Annotated in this window: 24 protein-coding genes and 1 pseudogene; 13 read left to right on the top strand and 12 right to left on the bottom strand. The window is 66.4% G+C overall.

Annotated elements, in window-relative coordinates; translation table 11 throughout:
• Positions 1 to 4: 4 nt before the first annotated feature.
• From ACFWAY_RS17415 to ACFWAY_RS17390, 6 genes are all read right to left on the bottom strand, one after another.
• On the bottom strand, positions 5 to 859 hold the full coding sequence (locus ACFWAY_RS17415; protein WP_378456458.1) for an FAD binding domain-containing protein: 855 nt from the start codon (positions 857 to 859) through the stop codon (positions 5 to 7).
• Complete coding sequence (locus tag ACFWAY_RS17410; RefSeq protein ID WP_378456457.1) at positions 856 to 3,231, bottom strand: xanthine dehydrogenase family protein molybdopterin-binding subunit; 2,376 nt, start codon at positions 3,229 to 3,231, stop codon at positions 856 to 858. The genes ACFWAY_RS17415 and ACFWAY_RS17410 overlap by 4 nt, the downstream gene beginning before the upstream one ends.
• A complete protein-coding gene (locus ACFWAY_RS17405; RefSeq protein ID WP_378511397.1) occupies positions 3,228 to 3,758 on the bottom strand; it encodes a (2Fe-2S)-binding protein in 531 nt (176 codons plus the stop codon). The genes ACFWAY_RS17410 and ACFWAY_RS17405 overlap by 4 nt, the downstream gene beginning before the upstream one ends.
• Before the next feature lie 96 nt (positions 3,759 to 3,854).
• Complete coding sequence (locus ACFWAY_RS17400; RefSeq protein ID WP_378511396.1) at positions 3,855 to 4,970, bottom strand: VWA domain-containing protein; 1,116 nt, start codon at positions 4,968 to 4,970, stop codon at positions 3,855 to 3,857.
• Between the two features lie 5 nt (positions 4,971 to 4,975).
• Positions 4,976 to 5,869, bottom strand: a complete 894-nt coding sequence (locus ACFWAY_RS17395; RefSeq protein WP_378511395.1) for an AAA family ATPase — start codon at positions 5,867 to 5,869, stop codon at positions 4,976 to 4,978.
• Between the two features lie 61 nt (positions 5,870 to 5,930).
• Positions 5,931 to 6,770, bottom strand: coding sequence for an SDR family NAD(P)-dependent oxidoreductase (locus ACFWAY_RS17390; RefSeq protein ID WP_378456453.1), 840 nt, complete (start codon positions 6,768 to 6,770; stop codon positions 5,931 to 5,933).
• A 70-nt stretch (positions 6,771 to 6,840) separates the two neighbouring features.
• On the opposite strand from ACFWAY_RS17390, the gene ACFWAY_RS17385 reads away from it, so the two are divergent.
• The gene (locus tag ACFWAY_RS17385) at positions 6,841 to 7,647 is read left to right on the top strand and encodes a TrmH family RNA methyltransferase (protein ID WP_378456452.1); all 807 of its coding nucleotides are present in this window, start codon (positions 6,841 to 6,843) and stop codon (positions 7,645 to 7,647) included.
• A 2-nt stretch (positions 7,648 to 7,649) separates the two neighbouring features.
• The gene (locus ACFWAY_RS17380) at positions 7,650 to 7,940 is read left to right on the top strand and encodes a DUF2537 domain-containing protein (protein ID WP_378511394.1); all 291 of its coding nucleotides are present in this window, start codon (positions 7,650 to 7,652) and stop codon (positions 7,938 to 7,940) included.
• A 15-nt stretch (positions 7,941 to 7,955) separates the two neighbouring features.
• Here the strand turns inward: ACFWAY_RS17380 and ACFWAY_RS17375 are convergent, their stop codons facing one another.
• Positions 7,956 to 8,729 carry a DUF6928 family protein gene (locus ACFWAY_RS17375; protein ID WP_378511393.1) on the bottom strand — a complete coding sequence of 258 codons (774 nt, stop codon included), beginning with the start codon at positions 8,727 to 8,729 and terminating at the stop codon, positions 7,956 to 7,958.
• A gap of 72 nt (positions 8,730 to 8,801) precedes the next feature.
• Positions 8,802 to 9,659, bottom strand: coding sequence for a septation protein SepH (gene sepH / locus ACFWAY_RS17370; RefSeq protein WP_378511392.1), 858 nt, complete (start codon positions 9,657 to 9,659; stop codon positions 8,802 to 8,804).
• Positions 9,660 to 9,896: 237 nt separating this feature from the next.
• Between sepH and ACFWAY_RS17365 the strand changes: the two genes are divergently transcribed.
• Entirely contained in the window at positions 9,897 to 10,382 is a 486-nt protein-coding gene (locus ACFWAY_RS17365; RefSeq protein WP_378456448.1) for a nucleoside deaminase, read from the top strand.
• A 63-nt stretch (positions 10,383 to 10,445) separates the two neighbouring features.
• Here ACFWAY_RS17365 and serC read toward each other — a convergent pair whose 3' ends face one another.
• From serC to ACFWAY_RS17345, 4 genes and pseudogenes are all read right to left on the bottom strand, one after another.
• Positions 10,446 to 11,567: a phosphoserine transaminase gene (gene serC / locus ACFWAY_RS17360; protein WP_378511391.1), complete on the bottom strand. Its 1,122-nt coding sequence runs from the start codon at positions 11,565 to 11,567 to the stop codon at positions 10,446 to 10,448.
• A gap of 41 nt (positions 11,568 to 11,608) precedes the next feature.
• Entirely contained in the window at positions 11,609 to 12,766 is a 1,158-nt protein-coding gene (locus tag ACFWAY_RS17355) for a citrate synthase 2 (protein WP_378511390.1), read from the bottom strand.
• Between the two features lie 209 nt (positions 12,767 to 12,975).
• The gene (locus tag ACFWAY_RS17350) at positions 12,976 to 13,611 is read right to left on the bottom strand and encodes a TetR/AcrR family transcriptional regulator (protein ID WP_378511389.1); all 636 of its coding nucleotides are present in this window, start codon (positions 13,609 to 13,611) and stop codon (positions 12,976 to 12,978) included.
• A 61-nt stretch (positions 13,612 to 13,672) separates the two neighbouring features.
• Positions 13,673 to 15,267 (bottom strand): annotated as a pseudogene (locus ACFWAY_RS17345) (long-chain-fatty-acid--CoA ligase).
• Between the two features lie 584 nt (positions 15,268 to 15,851).
• On the opposite strand from ACFWAY_RS17345, the gene ACFWAY_RS17340 reads away from it, so the two are divergent.
• The 10 genes from ACFWAY_RS17340 (at position 15,852) to ACFWAY_RS17295 (ending at position 26,912) form a co-directional block, all read left to right on the top strand.
• Positions 15,852 to 16,718, top strand: a complete 867-nt coding sequence (locus ACFWAY_RS17340) for an NAD(P)-binding domain-containing protein (protein ID WP_378511388.1) — start codon at positions 15,852 to 15,854, stop codon at positions 16,716 to 16,718.
• 62 nt (positions 16,719 to 16,780) lie between these two features.
• Complete coding sequence (locus ACFWAY_RS17335) at positions 16,781 to 17,656, top strand: phytanoyl-CoA dioxygenase family protein (protein ID WP_378453995.1); 876 nt, start codon at positions 16,781 to 16,783, stop codon at positions 17,654 to 17,656.
• Positions 17,653 to 18,270 (top strand): hypothetical protein, encoded by a 618-nt coding sequence (locus ACFWAY_RS17330; RefSeq protein ID WP_378453994.1) that lies wholly within the window; start codon positions 17,653 to 17,655, stop codon positions 18,268 to 18,270. The genes ACFWAY_RS17335 and ACFWAY_RS17330 overlap by 4 nt, the downstream gene beginning before the upstream one ends.
• Positions 18,263 to 19,648 carry a glutamine synthetase family protein gene (locus ACFWAY_RS17325; RefSeq protein ID WP_378511387.1) on the top strand — a complete coding sequence of 462 codons (1,386 nt, stop codon included), beginning with the start codon at positions 18,263 to 18,265 and terminating at the stop codon, positions 19,646 to 19,648. The genes ACFWAY_RS17330 and ACFWAY_RS17325 overlap by 8 nt, the downstream gene beginning before the upstream one ends.
• A 32-nt stretch (positions 19,649 to 19,680) precedes the next feature.
• Complete coding sequence (locus ACFWAY_RS17320) at positions 19,681 to 20,769, top strand: Zn-dependent alcohol dehydrogenase (protein ID WP_378453992.1); 1,089 nt, start codon at positions 19,681 to 19,683, stop codon at positions 20,767 to 20,769.
• Between the two features lie 17 nt (positions 20,770 to 20,786).
• Positions 20,787 to 21,512 (top strand): gamma-glutamyl-gamma-aminobutyrate hydrolase family protein, encoded by a 726-nt coding sequence (locus tag ACFWAY_RS17315; protein WP_378453991.1) that lies wholly within the window; start codon positions 20,787 to 20,789, stop codon positions 21,510 to 21,512.
• Positions 21,499 to 22,995 (top strand): amidase, encoded by a 1,497-nt coding sequence (locus tag ACFWAY_RS17310; protein ID WP_378453990.1) that lies wholly within the window; start codon positions 21,499 to 21,501, stop codon positions 22,993 to 22,995. Before ACFWAY_RS17315 ends, ACFWAY_RS17310 begins: the two co-directional genes overlap by 14 nt.
• Positions 22,995 to 24,479, top strand: coding sequence for an aldehyde dehydrogenase family protein (locus ACFWAY_RS17305; RefSeq protein ID WP_378453989.1), 1,485 nt, complete (start codon positions 22,995 to 22,997; stop codon positions 24,477 to 24,479). Before ACFWAY_RS17310 ends, ACFWAY_RS17305 begins: the two co-directional genes overlap by 1 nt.
• Before the next feature lie 7 nt (positions 24,480 to 24,486).
• Positions 24,487 to 25,389, top strand: a complete 903-nt coding sequence (locus ACFWAY_RS17300; protein WP_378511416.1) for an NAD(P)-dependent oxidoreductase — start codon at positions 24,487 to 24,489, stop codon at positions 25,387 to 25,389.
• Positions 25,390 to 25,424: 35 nt separating this feature from the next.
• Entirely contained in the window at positions 25,425 to 26,912 is a 1,488-nt protein-coding gene (locus tag ACFWAY_RS17295) for a flavin-containing monooxygenase (protein WP_378453988.1), read from the top strand.
• The last annotated feature ends 3 nt before the right edge of the window (positions 26,913 to 26,915 follow it).

Here is a 26,915-nt window from a genome sequence, read left to right as displayed (position 1 = left end):
CCGTTCAGACGCCGACCGCCGTCGCCACGGCCCGCCGGGTCAGCACTCTCGCGAGGTGGCTGCGGTACTCGGCGTCGGCGTTGCCGTCGGTGACCGGGTCGGTGCCCTCGGCGGCGTGTTCGGCCGCCGCCCGGATCAGCTCGGGATCGGCGGCATTGCCTACGAGCGCATCCTCGACGCCGCGAGCCCGAACCGGTACGGACCCCATGTTGGTCAGCGCCACCCGGGCCTGCCGGATGGTGCCGCCGTCGACCTGGATCGTCGCGGCCACTCCTACGATCGACCACGCCTCCGCGACCGTGTTGAATTTCTCGTACCGCGCCTCCCAGCCGGTGTGCTTGGGAACCCGCACGTCCACGAGGATCTCGTCCGGTCGCAGCGTGGTGGTGTAGTAGCCCTCGAAGAAGTCCGCGACCGGGATGCTCCGCCTGCCCGCGGTACCCACGGCGGTCAGGGTGGCGTCGAGTGCCAGCGCGGGGGCGCACAGGTCACCGGCCGGATCGGCATGCGCCAGAGCACCACCCAGTGTGCCGCGGTGCCGGATCTGCGGATCGGCGACGGTGCGGGTGGCCTCGACGAGCAGCAGCGCGTGCTCGTGGACGAGCGGGTCGCGGATCACGTCGTAGTACGTGGTCATCGCACCGATCACGATGCTGTCCCCGTCGTCGCGGACACCGCGCAACTCACCGATCCGGCCCAGGTCGACGAGGGTGCTCGGCGAAGACAACCGCAGCCGCAGCACCGGCAGCAGGCTCTGGCCGCCCGCGAGTATCTTGGCGTCCTCCCCGGCCTCGGCGAGCGCGGCCACCGCCTGTTCGACGGAGGTCGGGGACACGTAGTCGAAGCGCGGCGGAATCATCGGGCACCTCCCTGAGCGGCGCGGATGGCGTGCCAGACCCGCATCGGAGTACACGGCATCTCGACGTCACGTACCCCGAACTGGCGGACGGCGTCGAGGACGGCATTGACGACGGCGGGGGTGGACGCGATCGTCCCCGCCTCACCGACCCCCTTGACGCCGAGCGGATTACCGGTGGCGGGAGTCTCGGTGCGGCCCGTGGTGAACGACGGCAGATCCGCCGCCGACGGCACCAGGTACTCGGCGAAGGAACCCGACAGCAGGGTGCCCGACTCGTCGTACACCGCCTCCTCGTACAGGGCCTGCGCGATGCCCTGGGCGAGTCCGCCGTGCACCTGACCCTCCACGATCAGCGGGTTGACCACGTGCCCGATGTCGTCGACGCACACGTAGGAGCGGATGCCGACCTTCCCGGTCTCGGTGTCCACCTCCACCGCGCACAGGTGCGTGCCGTGCGGGAACGAGAAGTTCTCCGGGTCGTACGTGGCCTCGGAGTCCAGATTCGGCTCCACACCCTCGGGCAGGTCGTGCGCGGCGAACACGGCGAGCGCGACATCGGCGATGCCGACCGCCTTCTCGGTGCCCTTCACCCGGAACCGGCCCTCGGTGAACTCGAGATCGTCCTCGGCGCACTCCATCAGGTGCGCCGCGATGGGCCTGGCCTTCGCGATCACCTTCTCGGCGGCCTTCACCACCGCGATCGCCCCGACCGCCAAAGACCGGGAACCGTACGTGTCCATGCCTCGCGGCGACGTCTGGGTGTCACCGTGCAGCACCTCGATGTCCTCGAATGGAACCCCGAGCTGATCCGCGACCACCTGGCTCCACGCGGTCTCGTGCCCCTGGCCGTGCGCAGAGGAACCAGTGACCACCTCGACCTTGCCGGTGGGCAGCATCCGGATCGCCGCGTGTTCCCACCCGCCGGCCCCGTAGGCCAGCGCGCCGAGGGTGCGCGACGGCGCCAGACCGCACATCTCGGTGAACGTGGACACTCCGATGCCGAGTTGCACCGGGTCCTTCCGCTCGCGGCGCTCCGCCTGTTCGCGCCGGAGCCCGTCGTAGTCGAACAACTCCCGCGCGCGTGCGGTGGCGGCCTCGTAGTTGCCGGAGTCGTACGTCAGGCCCGCGACGGTGTCGAACGGGAACTCCTCGTGGGTGATCCAGTTCTTCGCCCGCAACTCCAGCGGATCCAGCGACAGCTCGGTCGCGAGTTCGTCGATCATCCGCTCGATCGCGAATGTCGCCTCCGGGCGCCCCGCCCCGCGGTACGCGTCGGTGGGCACCTTGTTGGTGAACACGTTGGTGCACGTGAAGTGATACGCCGGGAACTTGTAGATGCCGTTGAACATGAACGCGCCCAGGATCGGAACCCCCGGCGTGACCAGCCGCAGGTACGCGCCCATGTCGGCGAGCAGTTCCACCTTCATCCCGGTGACGGTGCCGTCGCGGCGGGCGGCGAGTGTCAGTTTCTGGATCTGGTCGCGTCCGTGATGTGCCGCGACCATCGATTCGCTGCGGGACTCGGTGTACTTCACGGGCTTGCCGAGTCGCCGCGCGACGAGCAGCGCGATCACTTCCTCCGGCGTCACCTGAAGCTTGCCACCGAAACCGCCGCCGACATCCGGGGCGACGACGCGCAGTTTGTGCTCCGGGATGCCGAGTGTCATCGCCAGCATCAGCCGCAGGATGTGGGGGATCTGCGTGGCCGACCACATCGTGATCTGGGCGCCGGTCGGGTCGACCACCACCGAGCGGGGTTCCATGAACGCCGGGATCAGCCGCTGCTGCCGGAAGGTGCGCTCGACGAGTACCTCGGCGTCGCGGATGGCCTGCTCGACGTCGCCGCCGGTACCGGCCTCCGCCGAGTCGAAGGTCCAGGTGGCGCTGACGTTCGTCCCGAGATCCGGGTGCACGAGGTCGGCGCCATCGGCGGCCGCGGCCGCGAGATCGAGGACGACCGGCAGTTCGTCGTACTCGACGTCGATCGCCTCGAGTGCGTCGTGCGCCTCGTAGGCGCTGCGCGCCACCACGACCGCGACGGCCTCGCCGGCGAAGTTGACGCCGTCGACCGCGAGGGACGGGGCCGGCGGCGACTTCATGTCCGGCGTGATCGGCCAGGCACATGGCAGGCTGCCCTGCTCGTCGGCGAGATCGGCGCCGGTGAGGACCGCGACGACACCGGGCATCTCGCGGGCGGCTGAGGCGTCGACACCGGTGATGCGGGCGTGCGCGAACGGGCTGCGCAGGATCGCCAGGTGCTGCATGCCGGGGAGGACGAGGTTGTCGGTCCAGCGGGTGCGGCCCGTGATCAGATGCTCGTCTTCCTTGCGTTTCCGGGCCTTGCCGATTTCCGGTTCGGCGGTGGCGGTCATCGCACACCTCCCTGCGCGGTGTCGGTCTTCGGTGCATCCGCCGTCGGTGTTTCTGCCGTGCCGCCGCCGCGCAACCGCTGCGCCGCATCCTGCACCGCGCTGACGATGTTCTGGTATCCGGTGCAGCGGCACAGGTTGCCTTCCAACCCCAACCGCACCGTCCGCTCGTCCGGGTCGGGTTCCTCGGCGAGCAGGTCGAGGGTCTGCATGATCATGCCGGGGGTGCAGTAGCCGCACTGCAGGGCGTGGTTGTCGCGGAACGCCTGCTGCACGGGGTGCAACGTCCCGTTCCGGGACAGGCCCTCGACGGTGAGGACGTCGCCGCCGTCGGCCTGCACGGCGAGCACCGAGCAGGACTTGACGCTGTGACCGTTCAGATGAACGGTGCAGGCCCCGCAGTTTCCGGTGTCGCAGCCGATGACGGTGCCGACCTTGCCGAGCCGGTCCCGAAGATAGTGGACGAGGAGCAGTCGCGCTTCCACCTCGTCCGTGTATGCCGTTCCGTCGACGGTGACAGTGATGCGCATCGCGCCTCCAAAGCCGGGAGCCTCAGGTGATACGTCCTACTCTGCGCCGACGGAGCGCGAACAACACCCGAAATCGTGGAACCGGTTCCGGATCGGTCACGTTCGGCGCGCGACCTCGAGCAGTTCCTGCAGTGTCGCGAGACTGTGGCCGGCGAGCAGACGATCGATGTACGGCAGGGCGGCCGCGATCCCGGACTGCACCGGCTCGTACCCGTCCGCGCCGGCGTGCGGATTCACCCACAGCACGGTGCGCGCGAGCCGGCGCAGCTGAGCCATCTGTTGCGCGAGCAGGGCCGGGTCACCGCGCTCCCAGCCGTCGGAGAAGATCACCACGACGGCGCCGCGGGCCACGCCCCGCCTGCCCCAGCGGTCCAGGAACGCGCGCAGCGTCTCGCCGAGGCGGGTGCCGCCCGCCCAGTCGGGCACGGCCCGGCCCGCGGCGGCGAGCGCCACTTCCGCGTCGCGGACCCGCAGCGCCCGGGAGAGCCGCGTCAGCCGGGTGCCCAGCGAGAACACCTCGGTGCCTGCGGGGTTGCCGCGGGCGACGACGTGCGCGAAGCGCAGCAGCGCATCGGCGTACGGGCTCATCGATCCGGACACGTCGATCAGCAGAACCATCCGGCGTGGCCGGGTGGCCTTGCGGTGGTGGCTCGGTCGCACCGGTTCGCCGCCCGCCGCGAGCATGCCCCGCACCGTGCGCCGCGGGTCCACGGCGCCTCGGCGGGCCGGCCGCATCCGGATGGCCGGGCGGGTCGGGGGCCGCGGGCGCAGCGAGGCGATCAGCTCGGCGAGGTGCGCCCGCTCGGCCGCGGTGAGGTCGGCGATGTCGCGGTGGCGCAACACCTCGGTGTCGTCCGCGGCGACCCGCAGATGCGGCGCGTCGCCACCGGTGTCGCCGCCGTCCGTCCTGGTCAGCGCTGCCGTTCCGGCGCGGCGCGGCTGCTCCCCGTACCGCGGCGTGCGCGCCGGGACGGTACCGCCGAACCAGCCCGCGAACGCCGAGTTGTACCGCGGGATGTCGTCGGGACCGCGGCACAGCGTCGCACGACCCGCCCAGTACACCTGAGTCGGATCGCCCACATCCACCTGGCGGAGGGCCCGCGTGAACGCGGCGACGGCGTCCGACGCGACCGACAGTCCCGCCGCCGCGAGGGCGTGGGCGAACCCGGCGATGCCCACGAGCGGGTCGCCGACGTCCGGGGTCGTGGACATACCTCTCACCCCGCCAGGAGACGGTCCAGTCCGGCACGGGCCACCCGTTCGAGGTCCTCGCGGTACTTGAGGACCGCCCCAAGCGTCGCGGCGGCAGTCTCCGCGTCCAGCACGTCCCGATCGAGTTCCCGCAATGCGCGGGCCCAGTCCAGCGACTCGGCCACTCCCGGCGGCTTGAGCAGTTCCATCTCGCGCAGGGAGTGGACGGCCCGGGCGACCTGGCCGGCGAGTTCGGCCCCGATGCCGGGGATGCGGCGGCGCAGGATCGCGACTTCCCGCGCCAGATCGGGGTGTTCGAGCCAGTGATACAGGCAGCGGCGTTTGAGGGCGTCGTGCACCTCGCGGGTGCGGTTGGAGGTGAGTACCACCAGCGGCGGTGTCGCCGCCCGCACCTCGCCGAGTTCGGGGATGGTGACGGCATTCTCGTCGAGTACCTGCAGCAGGAATGCCTCGAACTCGTCGTCGGCGCGGTCTATCTCGTCGACGAGCAGCACGCACGGCGCCTCGGTGAGGGCCCGCAGCAAGGGGCGCGCCAGCAGAAACCGCTCGGTGTACAGCGAGCGTTCGACCGTGTCGGCCTCGAGCATGCCGTCGCTCGCCGCCTCCAGCGTCCGCAGGTGCAGCAACTGCCGAGGGAAGTCCCAGTCGTAGAGCGCCTGCGCCGCGTCGATGCCCTCATGGCATTGCAGGCGGATCAGCGGCAGACCGAACGCTTCCGACAACGCGGTCGCGAGCGACGTCTTGCCGGTGCCGGGTTCGCCCTCGCAGAAGAGCGGACGTCCCATACGTATGGCGAGAAACGCGGCCATCGCGACGCCGTCGTCGGCGAGGTAGCCGGTGGCGTCGAGCGCCCGCGCCAGTTCCGCAGGCGAACCGACCGTCGGCGTGGAATCACTCACGCCCGCGAGCCTAGGTGAGTGCCCGGCCCCGGATACGCGACTCGGACAACCCCGCCGGCGGTCAACCGCCCGGCTCCACCCTGCCGCGGTCCTCGCTCAACCGCCGGAACATCGCGGTGGCGCCGAATCTCGCGGCCGCCCGTTCGACGAGTCGCGGCGCGATCTGCGCCAGGGCGAGCAGCGGGCGGATCGGTGCTCCGCTCTCGACGATCTCGGGCCGGTCACGCTGGATTGCCCGGATCACGGCGGCGGCGACCTTGTCGGTGCTGGTCTCGCCCGTGATCCGGCCGGCCCTGATTCCGCGTTCAGTCATCCGCTGGTACATGCCGTCGCCCGCGATGAATCCGGGGCACACCACGGAGAAACCGACAGGCGAGCCTGCGTACTCCGCCCGCAGCGACTGGGTGAGACCGATCAGCCCGGCCTTCGTCGCGGCGTACGGCGCGCAGTACGCCGGACCGATCTTCGCTGCCAGCGACGAGATGAACACCACGTGACCGCGACCGCGGCCCAGCATCCCGGGCACCACTCGGCGCGTGAGAAGTAGTGGCGCGGTGAGATTCACATCGACCATCGCGGTGAGCTCACCGGGGTCGAGTCGGGTGAAGGCCGAGACGTTCTCCACGCCGGCGTTGTTCACGAGGAGGTCGAGGGGACCGACTGCCGCCTCGGCGCGTTCGATCAGCGAATCGAGCTGGCCGAGTCGGTTCAGGTCCGCGGGCACGGCCTCGGCGCGCACACCGAGCGCACGCAGTTCTCCGACGACTTCCGCGAGTCGGTCCTCACGTCGGCCGGACACGGCGACGGCGACGCCCTCGCGCGCGAGGGCCAGGGCGACGATGCGGCCGAGACCGCCGGAGGCGCCGGTCACCAGAGCCGTGCGTCCGTGCAGTTGCTTCATTCCTTCGAGCTTTCGCGTTCGGTGGAGGGGAGTCAACGCTGTGACGCCCCGCATACGGCACGATGGACCGGTGGTTCACGTCATCGACATAACAGATCCGGCCGACACCAGGCTGGACGACTTCCGCGATCTCAATTCCTCGGACCGCCGTCCCGACCTCCCCGAGGGCAAGGGCCTGGTGATCGCGGAGGGTGTGCTGGTGGCGCAGCGCCTGCTCGCGTCCCGGTTCGACCCGATCGCGCTGCTCGGCGTCGATCGGCGTCTGGAGGAACTCAGAGGCGACCTCGCGGACGTGGACGTGCCGTTCTACCGGACGACGTCGGACGTCATGGCCGAGGTCGTCGGGTTCCATCTCAACCGGGGTGTGCTCGCGGCGGCGCGCCGCCCCGCGCCCCTCGAAGTGTCGGACGTGCTCGAGCACGCCCGGACGGTCGCGGTGCTCGAGGGCGTCAACGATCACGAGAACCTGGGCTCGATGTTCCGCAACGCGGCGGGGCTCGGCGTCGACGCCGTGGTGTTCGGCAAGGGCTGCGCCGACCCGCTGTACCGCCGGGCGGTCCGGGTGTCGATGGGGCACGTTCTCCGGGTCCCGTTCGCGCACGTGACGAAGTGGCCGCACGACCTGGACGCGTTGCGGGAGCGGGGTTTCCAGCTGATCTCGTTGACCCCGAATCCCGAGGCGGTGACACTGGCCGAGGCGATGACAGGGGAGAAGGTGGCGTTGCTGCTGGGCGCGGAAGGCCCCGGCCTCACCGAACACGCCATGCGGGCCACGGACATTCGTGCCCGCATCCCGATGGCACCCGGAACGGACTCACTCAACGTCGCGACGGCGGCGGCGATGGCGTTCTACGAGCGCGTCCGCACGGGTCGGTGAGAATGCTGCACCCTCATTCCCCGTATCCGCCGCAAACGGGAACACCGTGGTTCGCCGGACTTCTCGTGGCGGGGTTCGCCGCCGTCGTGGTGGCGGTCGCAATCATGGCCTTCGGCTCGCAGCTCGCCCGGATCAACCCTGCCCTGGCGGTGTTCCTCGAACTCGTCGCGGTGGCCGGGGTGGCGCCGTCGGCGTGGCGACTACGCCGAACACCGGTGTGGCGGTGGCTGGTGTACGGCGCCGCGGCCGGGGTGCTCGCCGGTTGGATCGCGATGCTCGTCGGCGCCGCGTAGTCCGGGATCGACCACTCAGAAGCCGAAATAGCGGCGGAGCAGTCCACCCTTCCGGGCGGCCGGTGGCGGAGCGGCTAGAGGTGTGGGGTGGGTGGCCGGGGCGGGTTGTTCCACCTCGGCGGGAGGCTCGACCTCGGGACCCTCACCGGGCGGGTGAACGGTGAAGCCGAGCACGGTGAGCGACTTCGGGTCGATCTCGGTGCCCTCGGGGGCGCCCGTGTACCGGAACCCCAGCCATTCCCGGTTGGCGCCCTCGGCGAACTGCTGCGGGTGGAACGGCAACGACTGCGGGTCGGGCAGGACACCCGTCGGATGCTTCAGCGGAAAGTCGCCCGCCCAGAACGGCCTCTCCCACACCAGCGGGATGCCGAGGTCCTCGTGGATGTGGACCGGCGTCGCGCTGAACGACCGCGTCAGGTGCCCGTCCTCCCACATCGCGAACGAGCCCCACGCGATGTCCGGCCTTGACGCCACGTAGTACGTCTTCGCGAATTCGGTGGGCCGGACGCGTGTTTCGGGCAGAGTCGACGGTCGGGGGACGGCCAGATCGGGCCCGCACACGACGGTGACGCCGGGGTAGGAACCGATGTGCACGGTCCCGGCGGCATCGAGCCGCGTGGCCTCGGCCAGCGGAACCGGGCCGGTGGGGGTGGCCGTCAGATCGGGATAGAGGCGAGAGGCGAGCCGCTGCGCCGCGTCGAGATCAGGCTCCGGGTGGCCGCGCAGCACAGCCGCAGGGTCGGGGACGTCGACGTACCAGATCGTTGATACCTTCGCCCCCACGGTCATCCCTCTCTTCCGGTGTCTTCCTGAAAGAGTACGACCCCGACCGTGTTTCCGGCCTGCTCACCGCGCAGACGGTCAGCGTCCGCTGCTGCGGACACCGAGCAGGACGTCGTCCCAGGACGGGAGGGCGGGTTTGCCGCGCTTGTCCTTGTTGTTCGTCTGGTGCGGAGCGATCTTGGGTGCGGCGGGCTCTTCGGACGGGGCGGGCTCGTCCTCGGGTTCCTCGGTGACGTCGGCCTCGATGATCTCCTCGGGCTCGATCGTCGGCACCTCCACCTCGGTGGGGAACTCGGCGAGTTCGAGTTGCTCCGGCTCGTCGGACACAACCGGCGCCAATCCGCGAAGCGGACGGCCGAAGTCGGGATCGATCAGGTCGAACGCGGTGTCGTCGAGCGCGACGATGGTGCCACCGTGCGCGTCCGGCTGATACCGCCAGTGCGCCGCGTTGGTGGTCCGCCCGGCCTGCCACTGCAGCTGGGCGACCCAGTGATTGTCCTCGTCGCGCCACGCGTCCCATGCGGCGTCGTCGATGTTGTGCCCCCGCGCGCGGAACGCCTGCGTGACGATCTCGGCGAGAGTGGGAACGGCGGGGCCGTTGTCGCGGACCGGGTGTCCACCCTGCGCCATCTCGGCCGCACGGGAACGTTCGAGCAGAACCGGATAGGCGAAACGCTCCACCTTCGCCAGGGGGATACCGGCCTCGTCGGCCACCTGTTCGACGGAGGCGCCGGCACGGATGCGGGCCTGGATTTCGCGGGGCCTGAGCTGACTGTCCATTTCGATCTCAATCTGGCCGAGTCGAGCGATGTCCCCGCGGGATGCGGCGCGGAGTTTGTCATCGGCGGGAAGCCGGAATTTTTCGCCGGTACTGGCATCTGCGCACACGACGTGCGATCCATCGGGCTCGAGACCGATCACTCGAAGCTCTCGCACGTTTGACCTCCTTATCGCGCCGGCTCGCGACTTTGCACCTGGGCAACTGTAATTCATTCGTGACAGCCCGCGCGGCAGGACACGCGCGGGTAAATCCCGTCCCGGCGTCGTGGCCGCGCTAGGCTTCCTCGTTTCGAGGCGGTCCCTCGGGATCGGCCTCCAGGACCTCGCCGCCGCGCGCATACTGATCGACAGAGCCCGGGAACGGGGCGTCGGAACAGAAGTGGATCTGAGTCGATGAGCCAGAGCGATGTCGACGGCGTGGACCTTGCGCACCTGCGGCGAGCCATCGAACTCGCCGACGAGACGGGCGACGCGGGCAACAGACCGTTCGGTGCGGTGGCGGTCGGGGCCGACGGTCACGTGATCAGCGAGGGCGCCAACTCCGTCGCGACGTCCGCCGACGTCACCGAGCACGCGGAACTCGACGCAATCACCACCGCCTGCGGTGAGGGACGAACCGGCGACCTCGTCGGCGCCACCATGTACGCCAGCGGTGAGCCGTGCCCGATGTGCAGTGCGGCGATGGTGTGGGCCGGCATCACGCGGGTGGTCTACGCGGCGTCGTCCGCGGACTTCTCCCGGATTCTCCCGGACGGCCCACGGTTCGCGCTGGGCTGCGCCGACGTGCTCGAGTCCGCGAGCGTCGAGATCGAGGTCAGCGGACCGCATCTCGGCGACGAGGCGCTCGCACCGTTCCACCGTTTCCTCGACACGGACTGACCAGGAACGCCGTCAGCCCCCGGCACCGCAGTGCCGGGGGCTGACGGACGTGTGTGCCGGGACTCAGCCGAGCTGCGAGACGACCCAGTCGATGCTCTTCGTGAGCTGCGAGACGTCCTCGGGGTCGATCGCCGGGAACATGCCGACACGCAGCTGGTTGCGGCCCAGCTTGCGGTACGGCTCCGTGTCGACGACGCCGTTGGCGCGCAGGATCTTCGCCACCTGGGCCGCGTCGATCTTGTCGTCGAAGTCGATGGTGCCGACCACCTGCGAGCGGTGAGCGGGATCGGTGACGAACGGGGTGGCGTATTCGCTGGCCTCGGCCCACTGGTACAGGCGCGACGACGAATCGGCGGTACGCGAGGTGGCCCAGTCGAGGCCGCCGTTGCCGTTCAGCCATTCGATCTGGTTGGCGAGCAGCAGCAGCGTCGCGACCGCCGGGGTGTTGTACGTCTGATCCTTGGAGCTGTTGTCCACGGCGATGGGCAGCGACAGGAAGTCAGGGGTCCAGCGACCCGAATCCTTGATCTCCGCGACGCGCTCGAGCGCCTTCGGGCTCATCAGCGCGATCCACAGTCCGCCGTCGGCCGCGAAGCACTTCTGCGGCGCGAAGTAGTACACGTCGGAGTCGGCGACGTTCACCGGCAGACCGCCGGCGCCGGACGTGGCGTCGATGGCGATGAGCGCATTCTCCGAGCCCGCGGGACGCGAGACGGGGATCGCGACACCGGTGGACGTCTCGTTGTGCGCCCAGCCGATGAGGTCGACGGACGGATCCGAGACCGGCTCGGGAGCACTGCCCGGGTCGGCGGACACGACGATCGGGTCGCCGATGAACGGGTTGTTCTTCGCGACCGACGCGAACTTGGAGCTGAACTCACCGTTCGTGAGGTGCAGCGACTTCTCCCGGATCAGGCCGAACGCGGCCGCATCCCAGAACGCGGTGGTGCCACCGTTGCCGAGCACCACCTCGTAACCCTCGGGCAGGGAGAACAGATCGGCGAGGCCGGACCGCACGCTGGCGACGATGTCCTTGACAGGCTTCTGGCGGTGGCTGGTGCCGAACACCGAGGAGCCCACCTCGACCAGCGACTGCAGCTGTTCGGGCCGAACCTTGGAGGGTCCGCAGCCGAAACGTCCATCGGCGGGCAGGAGGTCTGCGGGGATGATCGGTGTGGAGGTCATCGCTACTTTCGGTTCCTTACTGGTTCTGGCGGGGGAGGCGGTCAGCTGGTGTGGGCGATCTGGTCCCAGCCCTCGACGGACTCGGGGGTGCGGGGCGCGGGTCCGGTGTAGATGGCGGCCGGGCGGACGAGTTTGCCGAGGCGCTTCTGTTCGAGGATGTGGGCGCACCAGCCGGCGGTGCGGCCGCAGGTGAACATCGCGGGCATCATGTGCGCGGGGACCTCGGCGAAGTCGAGGATGACCGCCGCCCAGAATTCGACGTTGGTTTCGATGGCCCGGTCGGGGCGGCGTTCGCGCAGTTCGGCGAGCGCGGCCTGCTCGAGGGCGGCGGCCGCCTCGTAGCGGGGGGCGTTCAGCCGTTGGGCGGTGGCGCGCAGCACCCGGGCGCGGGGGTCTTCGGCGCGGTAGACGCGGTGCCCGAAGCCCATCAGCTTCTCCTTGCGGTCGAGGACGCCCTTGACCAGGGCGCGGGCGTCGCCGGTCTTCTCGGTGTCCTCGATCATCGGCAGGACGCGGGCGGGGGCCCCGCCGTGCAGCGGGCCGGACATCGCGCCGATCGCCCCGGAGAGGGAGGCGGCGACGTCGGCGCCGGTGGAGGCGATGACGCGGGCGGTGAAGGTGGAGGCGTTCATGCCGTGTTCGGCGGCGGAGACCCAGTAGGCGTCGATGGCGGCGACGTGGGCGGGGTCGGGGTCGCCCTTCCAGCGGACCATGAACCGCTCGGTGACGGTTTTCGCTTCGTCGATCCGCTTCTGGGGGACGGCGGGCTGGTAGATGCCGCGGGCGGACTGGGCGACGTAGGACAGGGCCATGACGGAGGCGCGGGCGAGTTGTTCGCGGGCGGTGTCGTCGTCGATGTCGAGGAGGGGCTGGTATCCCCAGATGGGGGCGAGCATGGCGAGGCCGGCCTGGACGTCGACGCGGACGTCGCCGGTGTGCACGGGCAGGGGGAACGGTTCGGCCGGGGGCAGTCCGGGGCCGAAGCGGCCGTCGACGAGCAGGGCCCACACGTTGCCGAAGGTGACGTGCCCCTCGACGAGTTCTTCGATGTCGACGCCGCGGTAACGCAGGGCGCCGCCGTCCTTGTCGGGTTCGGCGATGTCGCTGGTGAACGCCACCACGCCTTCCAGTCCGCTGACGAAATCGTCCGGCACCGGTGAACCGGGAGGTCCCAAGACTGACAAGGTCGTTTGGTTCATGGGGCAGTCTCTTTCTCGAAGGTGGGGTATCGCCGACGAGCGGTTTCGTCGACGGGGAAACGCAGTTCAGATCGGTACGCCGCGGCCGCGCGAGCATCGATCAGCGCAGCACGGGCCGAATCCCCGGGTAACTGACCGGCTCATCATCGCTCACGTCCGCACCGCTTCAGTGGCACTGCACTGCCACTGTTCAGAATGCGATCCGCCGCTCAGGCTCGTGCTGCAAGGTACTGCTCGGACTCCAAACGACGAATGTGCGTGACGGAACGGGCGAGCTCCACCAGATATCGTGCCAGCGCCACTGTTTCGGGCCCGCCGATGCGCTGCCGGTGGGATGCCATTTGCTGGAGGACCAGTCCGTCCAGCATCCCGACCAGGTAGTCCGCCAAAATGACCGGATCGATCCCCTCTGCCAGAGCCGATATGGCCAGCCGGTCTGCAACCGCATCCACGTGCTTACGGAAACTCTGCGCAGCAAGGTTGTCGCTCTGCTGAGTCCGCAGTGCCCACAGCAACAGTTCGTACTGCGCAATGGCGACATCCGAGCTTCCGTCGAACAGCTGCTGATAACCGCATACCATTGCCGCCACCGCGTCCTCGAGAGGTGGACTCGAGTTCGGGTTGCTCGACTCCCAAGGCCCCGACGCAAAGGCCTCGGTGTTTTCGAGAACGGCGGCGAACAACTCGGCTTTCGACCCGAAGCTGTAGTGGAGTGCCGCGAGGTTGAGGCTCGCTTCTTCCGCGATGCGACGAGTGGTGGCCTTGGACAGCCCTTCACGCGCGATGACCCGCGCAGCGGCGCGCACCAACTGAGCGCGTCGCTCGGTGAGCGTGGAGTACCCCAACGTCTTTCTCCGTCCTATTCGACCGGATCCGATCCGGAAGGTCATGTCGGCCTGCGCCGCCTCACCCTTGGATGCGGGTATGGTGTCCGGACCACTCTCTGTCGCGCAGCTGAAATTTCTGGATCTTGCCTGTTGATGTCTTCGGAAGTGCCTCAATGACATCGATGATGTCGGGTACCTTGAACTTCGCCATTCGAGTGGCCGCATGACTCCGCAGCTCGTCGGGTGTCACCTGCGCGTTCGGTTTCGTCACCACGAATGCCTTGGGTCGTTCCCCCCATTTTTCGCTGGGTACGCCGATCACCGCAGCTTCGAGAACGGCCGGGTGTGAGACAAGCACCTGTTCGACCTCGACAGAGGAAATGTTCTCTCCTCCGGAGATGACGATGTCCTTGCTACGGTCCCGGAGCTCGACGTAGCCGTCGGGATGCATGACCCCGAGGTCACCGGAGTGAAACCACCCTCCTTCGAAAGCCTTTTCGGTGGCCGCGGGATCGTTGAGATATCCCTTCATGACGCCATTGCCTCGCATCACGATTTCGCCGATGGTGGACCCGTCCGCGGGGACGTCGGTCATGTTCTTGTCCACCACCCGCACTCCGTGGTGTGGATCATTCCTACGCCTTGACGAGCTGCGAGTCTGGCTTGCTCGGTTGCGGGTAGCTCGGCCCAGTCGGACTGTGTTTCGCACACCGAATACGGTCCGTATGTCTCGGTCAGGCCGTAGACGTGAATGATCTCGAACCCGAGCACCCGAGCTTGCTCGATGATGGTGGGGCTGGGAGGGGCGCCGGCCGTTGTCACCGTGACGGCCTGCGGAAGGGCCGCCGCCGAGGGAGAATTGACCAGCATCACCAGGACTGTGGGGGCCGCGTTGAAATGACTGACCCCCTCGGTGCGGAAGAGGGTCCAGATCTTCTCGCTGTCGATTGCCTCGAGACAGATGTGGGTGCCACCGATGGCGGTAATCGCCCACGGTGTGCACCAGCCGTTGCAGTGGAACATGGGCAAGGTCCAGAGGTAGACGCTGCCGGAGGTGTGCCGAGAATGGATCAGCTCCCCCATCGCATTCAGGTATGCGCCCCGATGGGTGTACATCACCCCTTTGGGACGCCCGGTGGTGCCCGAGGTGTAGTTGATGCTGATCGTCGCCAGCTCGTCCCGGACCGTCCAGTCGATCGGCTCGTGCGCATTGTGATCGAGAATCTTTCGATATTCGACGGCATCGACGCCGGCGATATCGCCGGCACCGATGACCACAACCGTGGACAGTCTCAATTCACCGGCGATGGGCCGGATCGAGTCCAATAGCGACTCGTGGACGACAAGGATCTTGGCGTCGCAGTGGGCGAGGATGTAGGCGATCTCTGCCGACGCCAGCCTGGTGTTGAGTGCCACCAGGACACCCTTGGACAACGGAACTCCGAAATGCGCAACGAGTAGTTCCGGAACGTTGGGAGCGAGATAGGCCACGCGATCCTGCTCGCCGACGCCGAGGCGAGCGAGCCCACGCGCGAGTGCGGCGGCCTCCGCTGCGAACTCGCTATAGGTCGCACGTCGACCTCCGAGGACGATTGCGGTCTTGTCCGGAAAGGTCTTGGCGGCACGGTCGAGGAAAGCCAGTGGAGTCAGGGCAGTGACATTCGGTTCGGACACGGGTGCCAACTTTCATCGGAGAATTCGGGCCGGAACACGCCTGATCGCGCGATCGTGGGACCACGACGAGGCCGACGCTTCCGGATAAGCAGCACGCCTCGCGCGACAGCCGGAGAAGGGCTCCCTACATGCGGCTGCGCGGTGAGATCACCTGACTTGACCATATGGCCCACTTGCCTGTCAAGAGAAATTCTTTCGACTCCCCAGATCGACAGCCCAGGCACGCGAGGACGCCTCGCCCACTTCGAAGCCGAGAACGGCACCGTATCCTTACCGCGCAGAAACATCTACGTAACATTGAATATTGTTGCACGGTAATCTATTCCGAGCATCAGACGTACGACTTGACAAGCCCGAAACCGACGCGGTTAATGGACAGAGTCCGCTAGTTGATCAACTGCACAAGTCATGCGGCTTAATCAATTGCCCCGAAGGGATTGACAGCCGTCGAGTAGACCAACTAGCTTGACCATGTGCCCAAGTCGAGTGACTTGGATCACGACCCAACCAGGATGTGATCGCTCCGTTCGCTCGCCGAGAGCGGGAGCCACATCGGATTGCCCACGAACGCAGCGGAGGAAACCATGGTCAGCGAAGTATCGGTGCTCGGGCTCGGAAACATGGGATATGCACTGGCGTGGGCATTCGACGCTGCTGACCGTTCTGCCACCGTCTGGAACCGGACGCCGGGCAGGAATGTGGGACTTCAGGCGGAGTCTGCGCCCTCCGCAGCGGCCGCGCTTGCTGCCAGTCCCCTGTCGGTGATCTGCCTGTCGGACAATGCAGCGGTTCGCGCCTTGCTCGACGCTCCTGAAGCGGTGTCCGCGGTGAAGGGCCGAACCATCGTGAATCTCTCGACGGGAGTGCCACGCGAAGCGGGCGAACTGCAGAAACTCTTCCACGACGCCGGCGCCGAGTACCTGGACGGCATCATTCCCGACTACCCCGAAGCGGTCGGCACCAAGGACCTCGGAATCGTCTACTCGGGGTCCGAACAGGTGTGGAACCGCAATCGCGAACTGCTCTCCGAGCTGGGAGGCGCATCCTGGTACGCCGGGGAATCCGTCGGAGTGGCGGCGGCGATCGACACGACGATGTGCATCAACTTTTATCACACAGCTATCGGTGCATTCGTCGAGTCGACTGTCTTCGCGCGGCACGAGAACGTGTCGTTCGAGAGCATCGAACGGGTGGCACTCGAACTGGTCGCTTTGCTCCGCCACCAGATCCCGATCGCGGTCGCCGAAATGCGGGCGGGCAAGTTCGACACCGATCAGGCCGATATCGACGTGCACTGGCGCGGGACCGAGATGGCAGCGGAGGCGATGAGCGTTCTCGCCGGACACCGCGACCTGCATATTGCTCCCCTCGTCGCCGACCTGCGACGAGCCCATGAAGCAGGTTTGGGCGACAAGTCGCTACCCGCACTGTCCACCCAACTTCTGCCCTAGACGCACCCCTACCCGATCACGCGCGACGCATAGTCCTGACACATACACAAGGAGATGAACAGATGGCGGCCTTGCAGACTGTTCCGAACGACACCCCGGTAGAACACATCATCGAGATCGTCGACCGCGAGGGCGGCGTGATCGTCGAGAACTTCATCGACGATCAGACCCTTGCCGGGCTGTGGGACGATCTCGGACCTGACCTCGACAAGACCCCCGGCGGAGCCGACGAGTACCTCGGCAAGAAGACCCGTCGAATCTCGTCGCTGTTTGCCCGTAGCAACCGCATGGAAACGGTGGTCACCCAGCCGTCGTATCTCCAGACCGCCCGCGCGCTGATGCAGAAGCCCGTCAAGGTGTATCTCGACGAGTGGATGGACATCACGCCCACCATTCAGATCAGTATCAGCCAGGCCATCCAAATTCACCCGGGTCAGGGCAAGCAGCCCCTCCACCGCGACGACGCGATCCACCTTCGCCGCCACCCCGGCCCGCACAGCCGCGTCCAGCTGATGCTCGCGATGAGTGAGTTCACCGAGGAAAACGGCGGCACGATGGTCATTCCCGCCAGCCACCATTGGGACGACGAGCGCACCCCCCTCGAGTCCGAAGCGATTCCCACGGTGATGGCAGCCGGATCTGCACTGATCTGGGTGGGCGGTGTCTATCACGGCGGTGGGCACAACCGGTCCGACCAGCCGCGCACCGGCCTCACGATCGGTCTCGATCTGGGCAACCTGCGGCAGGAGGAGAACCAGTACCTCGCCATCCCCCGCGAGAAAGTCCTCGAGTACTCCGAAGAGGTCCAGCGACTCCTGGGCTACGACGTGTGCCCGCCGTTCCTCGGCGCGTACGAGATGAACGATCCTCACATCCTCCTCGAGGACAGGGAGATCAGCACGACCATGGCCGCACAGACTCTGTTTGGAGCAAAATGAGCACCGCCACCACTCCCCCGATCGTCCGGGAGGACGACGCGACGCCCTTTGTCCGCGCCATCACCACAGCGCTGCGCCGGTCCGCAGGCACGCCGGCCGGCATCGAATTGCTGTCCACCCTGCCCGCTGTCGTCGGCGTTCGCTCGGCCTCCGATTTCCAGAGGGCGACAATAGTTTCGGGCGCCTCGGAGGTCCGGGTGCACCGTGGTCTCGCAACGGACACAGACGTGGTCGTCGACGTCGATCCGGCAACTCGCCGCCTCGCTGGGAGCCAGGACGACGTGGAGCCCGGGGCGGCAGCGGTCGCCGCGGTCCTCGAGCCGGAATTGCCCGAGCTGTCCGATGTCGCGGCCGAATTCTGGGAGCTGACGAAGAATATCCCCGGCATGCCGGCGCTGAAGTTCGTCGCGACCGACTCGGGCGACCAAGTGGTCGTCGGTGACAGCGCACGACCCTATGAGATTCACGGTGCGGAAGCAGATTTGCGCCGCATCCTCGGTGGTTTGGAGACATTCCCCGATTCGCTGTTCGCGGGCAAGTTGACCATCAGTGGCACCTTCCGCGAGTGGTCTGTTGTCACCGGCGCATCTATGAAGGCGGTTTACGATGTCTGACAATTTCGATGCGGCGGCGTGGGTCGATCAGCATTCCATCCGCACCGTTCGGGCGGAAACCCTCAGCCTCGACGGTGTCCTGATCGGAAAGCACCTCGCCCCGCAAAAGTTCATTTCGGGCGCTCACGGTGGCGGATTCAGCTTCGCGGACATCGTCTTCGGTGTGGACATGGCCAACATCCCTCAGCTGGGATTCGATTTCGGTGACTGGCGCGGTGAACTCCGCGACATCCAGTTGAGGCCGGATCCGAGCACCCTCGTCGTGGACCCCTCTCTCGACGGTCTGGGGTCTGTGCTGTGTGACATCACCGACCAGAACAGCGTGCCGCTCCCAGTCTGCTCGCGGTCCACCCTCAAGCGAATGGTCGAGGAGCTGGCTGCGCGTGGGTATACCGGCAAGGCCGCCATCGAGATCGAGGCCACCGTTTTCGAGGAGTCGATCGAGCAGGCCCGCGCCCAGGACTTCAAGAATCTCCACCCTCTGGGTGGCTCGTCGGGTGCCGTCTACGTCCTGAGCCGCTCGCGTGATTTCACCGAATACATGGATGCGGTTGCGCGTCGACTCGACGAACTCGGAATCCCCTGGGAAGGCTGGGCCGACGAGTCCTCGATCGGACAGATCGAATTCAACATCTCCCCCACCGACATCGTCACCGCCGCTGACCTGTACGTGCGGACCCGCCAGGCCATGCGTACTGTCGCGTACGAACTGGGCCGCACGGTCACCTTCATGGCACGCTGGGCACCCGACCAGTACGGTCAGGGCTCGCATATCAATCTGTCCCTCGAACGAGACGGGGTCAACGCCTTCCACAACCCGGACAACCCGCACCGGCCGTCGCAGGCGATGACCGACTTCATCGGTGGAGTGCTCGAGACATTGCCGGCCGCAACGACGTTCCAGTTCCCGACGATCAACTCGTACAAGCGCATCGTAGAGTTGGATGGCCCGCCCACCAGCATCACCTGGGGCGTGGAGAACAAGTCGACGGCAGTGCGTGCGATCTGCCGCGATGCCAAGCAGACCCGAGTCGAGTACCGAGTGACCTCGGCCGACGTGAACATCTATCTCGCGTTCGCGGCTTTCCTCGCGGGCGGCATCATCGGGCTCGACCAGCACATCGATCCGGGACCCGAATGCGATGTCATGGCGTGGGGGCTTCCCGCAGGAACGGTACCCAAGATCCCGACGAGCCTGTCCGCAGCCACGGACATCCTGGTCGCCGACACCCTGTTGTCGAAGGTCCTGGGAGCGGATCTGGTCGACTACTGGGCCGGTACGCGCCGGTGGGAGTGGTTGCAGTTCCACACCACAGGCGGCGACCCGGACGCCGGCATCTCCGACTGGGAACTTCAGCGCTACTTCGAACACATCTGACAGCGAACACCACGATCGGCAGGAAGCTCATTATGAGAGCGGCAGTGCTCAATTCGGCTCCGGGAAAACTCGAGCTCGAAGACCTCACCATGGACGACCCCGGACCACGTGAGGTCGTCATCCGCACAGCGGCGGTAGGGCTGTGCCATTCGGATCTGCACTACATCGATGCGACCTGGAGCACCGACTTGCCAGAGGTTCTCGGGCACGAAGTCGCCGGTGTCGTCGCCGCGGTCGGTAGCGAGGTGTCGTCGGTCCGGCCGGGTGATCACGTCGTCACCTGCGCCACCATCTTCTGCGGGTACTGCCGATACTGCACCAACGGCCAACTGTCCCTGTGCCTGAACCACCAGGCACTGCGGACCAGGCCACGCCCCAAGCTCACCAATGCAGCGGGCCGGCCGGTAGGAACGATGGGCGGACTCGGCGGCTTCGCCGACAGCATGCTGGTTCACGAGAACGGTGTCGTCAAGATCGACAAGGTCATGCCCTTCGACCGGGCATGCCTTCTCGGCTGCTCGATCGTCACCGGCGTGGGGGCAGTATTCCGGGGCGCGCAGGTACAGCCGGGATCGACTGTCGCGGTCATCGGGTGCGGCGGTGTCGGGATCGCAACGATTCAAGGCGCCCGCCTTGCCGGCGCTTCCCAGATCATCGCCATCGATGTCAACGAACATGCCCTCGAGCAGGCGAAGTTCTTCGGTGCGACTTCGACGGTCAACGGCCGTGAAGTCGATTCCGTCGAGGCGGTGCGCGAGCTGACCGGCGGTGGAGTCGACTACTCGTTCGAGGCGATCGGAGTCCGCGTCACTGCCGAGCAAGCCGTAACCATGCTCGCGCCGGGCGGCGTGGCAACGATTCTGGGCATGGTCCCCGACGAGCAGCCGCTGCGCATCCCGTCGTCGGAATTCTTCGTGAAGGAAAAGCGCATCCAGGGATCCCTATTCGGATCGAACCAATTCATGGTCGACATCCCACGGTTCGTCGACTACTACCTCCAAGGCCGACTCCGGCTCGACGAGATGGTGTCCGAACGGATCCGACTCGACGAGATCAACGACGGATTCGACGCCATGCGCCAGGGCGGGATCACCCGCGTCGTCGTCGAATTCGATCAGTAGAGACAGGAGGAAGCATCGTGCGACCACTCATCGGTATCTCTGGGCGTCGTTGGCAAGGAACCCGCGTCGACATGGAAGCCCGCTATCAGAAGAAGCCGTTCGACGTCCATGTCTCGGATTTTGCGACCAAGGTAGCCGCCGCCGGTGGTCTACCGGTGCAACTTCCGTACGAATCCACAGGCCCGGATCTGATCGACCGCCTGGACGGACTGTTGATCAGCGGCGGCCAGGACGTCGACCCGGTCCGCTGGGGCGGCGAACCTGTCGATGCTTGCGACATTGATCCACTTCGCGACGAATACGAAATCGCCCTGATCCGCGATGCGCTCGATGCCGGAATCCCGATACTCGGTATCTGCCGCGGAATGCAGATCCTCAACGTCGCACTCGGCGGCAGTCTCGTACCCGACCTGCCGACGCACGAACTTCATCATCAGCAGCCAGGTCAGCCGGTCGAGAACGAGACGCACACGGTGCAGTTCCTGACCGGATCGACGATGTTCAACATCTACGGGCGCACCGCAAACGTGAACTCCCTCCACCATCAGGCCGTCGACACCTCCGGCACCGGTCTCACCGTGACGGGGTGGGCACCCGACGGGGTCGTCGAAGCAATCGAGTACGGCGACAAACCTGTCGTCGGAGTGCAGTGGCATCCGGAATGGCGGCACAAGGATGCGATCTTCGACTGGTTCATTGACCAGGCATCAGCAGATCAAGGAGGTCGCCGTGGAGCTGCATGAGTACGCCGCAGCCGACGCGACCGAGTTGCGTCACCTGATCCGCTCCGGGACCGTCTCGGCCGGTGAGGTATTCCGGGCTGCCGTCACGGCAATCGAGAAGGTGAACACGAGCCTCAATGCGGTCGTCGGACCCCTCTTCCAGCACCCACTCGAATACGACACCCGGGGCCCGTTCGCCGGCGTCCCGTTCGCGGTCAAAGATCTGTTGCTCACCGCACAGGGTGTTCCGTCCGAATCCGGCAGCGCTCTGACCCGTGATTTCGTTGCCTCTGCCGACTCCGATCTCATGTCACGTTGGCGCGAGGCAGGTTTGGCGACTGTGTGCCGTACCTCCACCCCGGAATTCGGGTTGAGCTGCACCACCGAGCCAGTTTTCAGCGGACCAACCCGCAACCCCTGGGATCCCACCCGCACCCCCGGTGGATCCAGTGGTGGATCAGCCGCACTCGTCGCGTCCGGCGCAGTTCCCTGGGCGCACGCCAACGACGCGGCCGGTTCAATCCGTATCCCCTCGGCTCTGTGCGGGCTCGTCGGGCTCAAACCGACCCGGGGCCGGACACCGGTCGGTCCAGGTGCCGACGAACCCCTCTTCGGATTGACGAGCGAGTTCGCAATCACCCGCACGGTGCGCGATGCTGCCGCACTCCTCGACGAGGTACACGGCGGTGTTCCCGGCGACCGTTACCTGGTCGCTCGCCCACCTGGCCGGTATTCCGACGCCCTCATCGATGCGCGGCATCCTCTTCGGATCGCGGTGAGCACGGAGTCACCGTTCGGTACCGCCGTCGACCCGAGGGTCGCCGAACAGGTCCTGGCAACTGCCCAGCTGCTCGAACAACTGGGCCACCACGTCGATTACGCGCAGCCAACCGTCGATGGCTCGATGCTTCTCGAACTCAACATCCGTTTCTTCTCCGCGTCGATCGGCCACACGATCCAGGAGATCAGCGGAAGCGACGATGCCGATGCATCGCTGGCACGTGTCGAGGCTTCCACTGCCGCATGCGCCCGCCGCGGTCTCGATCTCCGCTGGACAGATGTCGCGGAGGCCCGTTCCTGGCAGAACGACATCACGCGGAGCACCGCCGGCTTCTTCGCCGACGAGTACGACGTCCTGATGACGCCGACGGTCGCCACTCCCGCCTGGAGCGTCGGGAGCATGCGCGGAAACCAACCGGGCTGGAGCGCCGAATCGTGGATCCGCGAGATCTTCGAACACGTGCCCTTCACCGTGTTGTTCAACGTCACTGGTCAGCCGGCGATCTCAGTGCCGATCGGCATGGTCGACGGTCTACCGGTCGGTGGTCAATTCGCCGCCGCGCAGGGCGGTGAGCACACCTTATTGGCGCTGGCCTCAGAGCTCGAGCAGGCCGCGCCCTGGGCCGGCCGAGTGCCCCCCATTCATGTCACAGCAGACACCATCGACCCGTCTGGAGCCGTCGCAGGCCTCGGCGGATCCGTACCCGAGGAAGTGCTTCAGTAATGGCCCAGACACGCGCAGAGTGGGAACAGTACATCGGCGAATTGGTTCTGCCGACCGCGATGTGGATCGACGGTGGCTGGCGAGAAGGCACTGGCGACTCCGTTCACGATGTGATCAGCCCGCGCAACGGAAGCGCCGTCACTCAGGTGCCGTTGGCCGGCGACGACGACGTCGACCTCGCTGTCGCCGGTGCACGGGCTGCCTTCGAACGCGGCGACTGGTCGCGGATCTCGGCGCGTGAGCGTGGCAAGGCACTCCAGCGGTGGGCGGATCTGATTCACGACAACCGTGACGAGCTCGCGGCACTGGTCGCCCTCGAAATGGGCAAGCCCGTCCTCGACGCCCGCGACATCGAGCTGAAGACCACCGAGCAGACGTACCGGTGGTACGGCGAGCTTGCCGACAAGCAGCTCGACGAATCCCCTCGAGGACTCGCCGATGCAGTCGCCTTGGTCACGCGCGAGCCCGTCGGTGTGGTCGCCGCGATCACCCCGTGGAACTTCCCCATGACGCTGAGCAGCTGGAAGATCGCGGCAGCACTGGTCGTCGGCAACAGTGTCGTGGTCAAACCCGCCATCCAGTCCCCGTTGTCGCTGCTTCGGGTCGCCGAGCTCGGTACCGCCGCAGGTCTGCCCGCCGGGGTGCTGCAAGTACTGACCGGGACTGGTGGACAGGCCGGATCGCGTCTGGCTCGTCACGAGGGCGTCAACTGCCTGACATTCACCGGCTCACCGGGTGTCGGGAAGCAGCTGATGCACTACTCCGGCGACTCCAACGCCAAACCCGTGCATCTGGAGCTGGGTGGAAAGAGCCCGCACATCGTGTTCGCCGACGCGGACCTGGACGCAGCAGCAGAGTCGGTCGCATGGGCGATCACCTTCAATGCCGGCCAGATGTGCACTGCAGGCGCGCGACTGATCGTCGACAAGCGCATCGAGAAGCAATTCGTCAGCAACGTGATCGAAAGGATCGCCGCCAAGAAGGTCGGTGACCCCTTTGCCCCCGAGACGGTAATCGGTCCCCTCTCCAGCGCCAAGCACCGCAAGGATGTCGCAGCCCATGTCCGGCGCGGCGTCCAGGAAGGTGCCACACTCGAACTCGGGTCCCCCGACATCGCCGATGGCGACGGGTTCTACTTCGATCCGGTCGTCTTCACTGGTGTCGCCCCCAAGCAGGCGTTGTTCCAGGAGGAAATCTTCGGCCCCGTCCTCGCGGTGACATCGTTCGATGGCGCCGACGAGGCTGTGGCGCTGGCGAACGACTCGCAGTACGCACTCGGGTCCGGAGTCTGGACCACGAATCTGCGTACAGCCCATGATGTCTCACGCCGCATCGACGCCGGAATCGTCTGGGTCAACTGCTTCGAAGAAGGCGATCTGACCGTGCCCTTCGGCGGCCGCAAGCTATCCGGGCACGGCGCCGACAAGAGCGAACACGGACTCGAAAAGTTCACCTCGCTCAAGACCACCTGGATTCAGCTGTGAACGCGCGATCAACGGAAAGGGTGAACGCATGGCACGGATAGGAGTTCTCGGACTCGGCCTCATGGGGTCCGCAATCGCCGAAGCATTTCTCGTGGCCGGCCATTCGGTCACCGTATGGAACCGCACGGCGTCGAAGGCCGAACGGTTGGTGGAATTGGGCGCCTCGGCAGCAGGCACCCCTACCGAGGTGCTGGCCGAGAGCGAGTTGACCGTCATTGTGCTGTCCGACTACCGGTCGGTCCGGGACGTGCTGGACGAGATCAACAGGGACTCGCGCCGGCCGGAGGCTACAACGGTTCTGAACCTGACGACCGGAGACGCGGCAGCAGCTATCGAGTTGCAAAGCCACCTGGCCCCCACCGGTATCAAGTATCTCGACGGTGCGATCCTGGCCTACCCCAAGGCGATCGGCGCCGACGCCGACGTCGTGATCACGGGCCCTGAAACCGTGTGGGATGCGCACCGTCCGGTGCTGATGTCGTTGGGTTCCGGCACCGCCTTTGTCGGTGAGCAGATCGAGCACGCCAATGTCATCGACACTTCGATCACCGGCAGCTTCTTCTGCGTTGCGATGGGGGCGTTCTACGAGGCCACCGCGTATGCCGCGCGTTCAGGGATGACAGCGGACAAGCTCGTGCCCTACGCGCTCAGATGGACAGACCAACTGAGGACCGAGATCGAAAACGGCGCACGCGAGATCGTCTCCGGTGACTATACGACCGACCAGGCGGCCGTCGTTACCTACGAGAAGGCGATCGCCATGATCACCGAGTCGATCCAGCATTCCGGGCAACCTGCACACCTGAACGCTGCTCTGCTGGAAAATCTGCGCGCCGCAATGGCTGCGGGGCACGGTCGAGATTCTCTTGCAGCGATACACGCAACCCTGACCAGGGATGTCGGCGCATGACCGAAACGCGTACCACGGAAACAGAAAGAGCGATCATGGGTAACACCACAGTGACCGACAACCACATCGCCATCATCGGAACCGGATTCTCCGGGATCTGCGCCGCGATCAAGCTGAAGGAATCCGGGATCGAGGATTTCGTCATCTACGAGCGTGCCGATGACGTGGGGGGAACGTGGCGCGACAACACCTATCCCGGGGCCGCATGCGACGTTCCCAGTGTCCTGTACTCGTTCTCATTCGCTCAGAATCCGGAGTGGACCAGGACCTACAGTCCGTGGAACGAGATCCACGACTATCTGGTCAAGGTGTCCAAAGACTTCGAGATCGACTCGCACATCAAGTACGGTGCCGAAGTGTCCGAACTCCGGTTCGACGACAGTGCTCTGAACTGGACCGTGAGCTTCACCTCGGGTGAGTCCGTGACTGCACGTTCCGTCATCAGCTGTGTCGGTATACTCAGCCAACCCTCGATTCCACAGATTCCGGGATTGGAGTCGTTCGAGGGAACTACCTTCCACTCGGCGCAGTGGCGTCACGACCACAATCTCGAAGGCGAGAAGGTCGCGGTCATCGGAACCGGCGCGAGCGCGATTCAGTTCGTCCCGAAGATCGCCAACGATGCCGAGAAGCTGTATGTCTTCCAGCGTTCACCCCACTGGGTCATGGAACGCGGTGACCAGCCCATCAGCGCCCGCACCCGCCGCCTCTACCGACGCTTCCCGCTCCTCGAGCGGTTCGAGCGGTGGCGCACCTACTGGGATTTCGAGACCCTGTCCCGCGGCTTCCTCGGCAACCACCCGAAGGTGGTCGAGAACTACCGCGAGAAGGCCCTCGATTTCCTCGCCGAACAGGTGCCCGAACCGGGACTGCGCGCCAAGCTCACCCCCGACTACGACCCCGGGTGCAAGCGCCGCCTCGTCTCCGACGAGTGGTATCCCACTCTGCAGCGCGACGACGTCGAGCTCGTTACCGAGGGCATCGCCGAGATTCGGCCGCACTCGATCGTCACCACCGACGGCGAGGAGCACGAGGTCGACTCGATCATTTTCGGCACCGGGTTCACCGGCACGAGTTTCCTGGCGCCGATGAAGGTGTTCGGTCGCCGTGGTGTCGAGTTGTCCGACGCATGGAAGGATGGGGCCGCAACGAAATTGGGGGTCGCGACCCACGGCTTCCCGAACCTGTTCATCATGTTCGGACCGAACGCCGGCCTCGGCCACAACTCGGTGGTGTTCATGATCGAGGCGCAGGCACGCTACATCACCACAGCCGTCAAGCGGCTGCTCCGCTCCCGCGGTGCCGCCCTCGATCTCGACCTCGACGTTCAGACACGCTGGTACGAGCAGACCCAGAAGAAGATGCGCGAGACGGTGTGGGTGACCGGTGGTTGCAGCAGTTGGTACCAGTCCGCAGACGGCCGAGTCGACACCCTGTGGCCGGATCTGACACCGAACTTCTGGCGTCAGACGCGGCTGTACAAGAAATCGGACTTCGCCGCGATCCGGCCACAACGCAACTGACAT

Origin of the sequence: Rhodococcus sp. NPDC059968 (assembly GCF_042738615.1) — a bacterium.
Lineage (GTDB): Bacteria > Actinomycetota > Actinomycetes > Mycobacteriales > Mycobacteriaceae > Rhodococcus_F.
The sequence above is the reverse complement of the archived record's forward strand: the minus strand, read 5'-3'. Positions and strand labels throughout refer to the sequence as shown.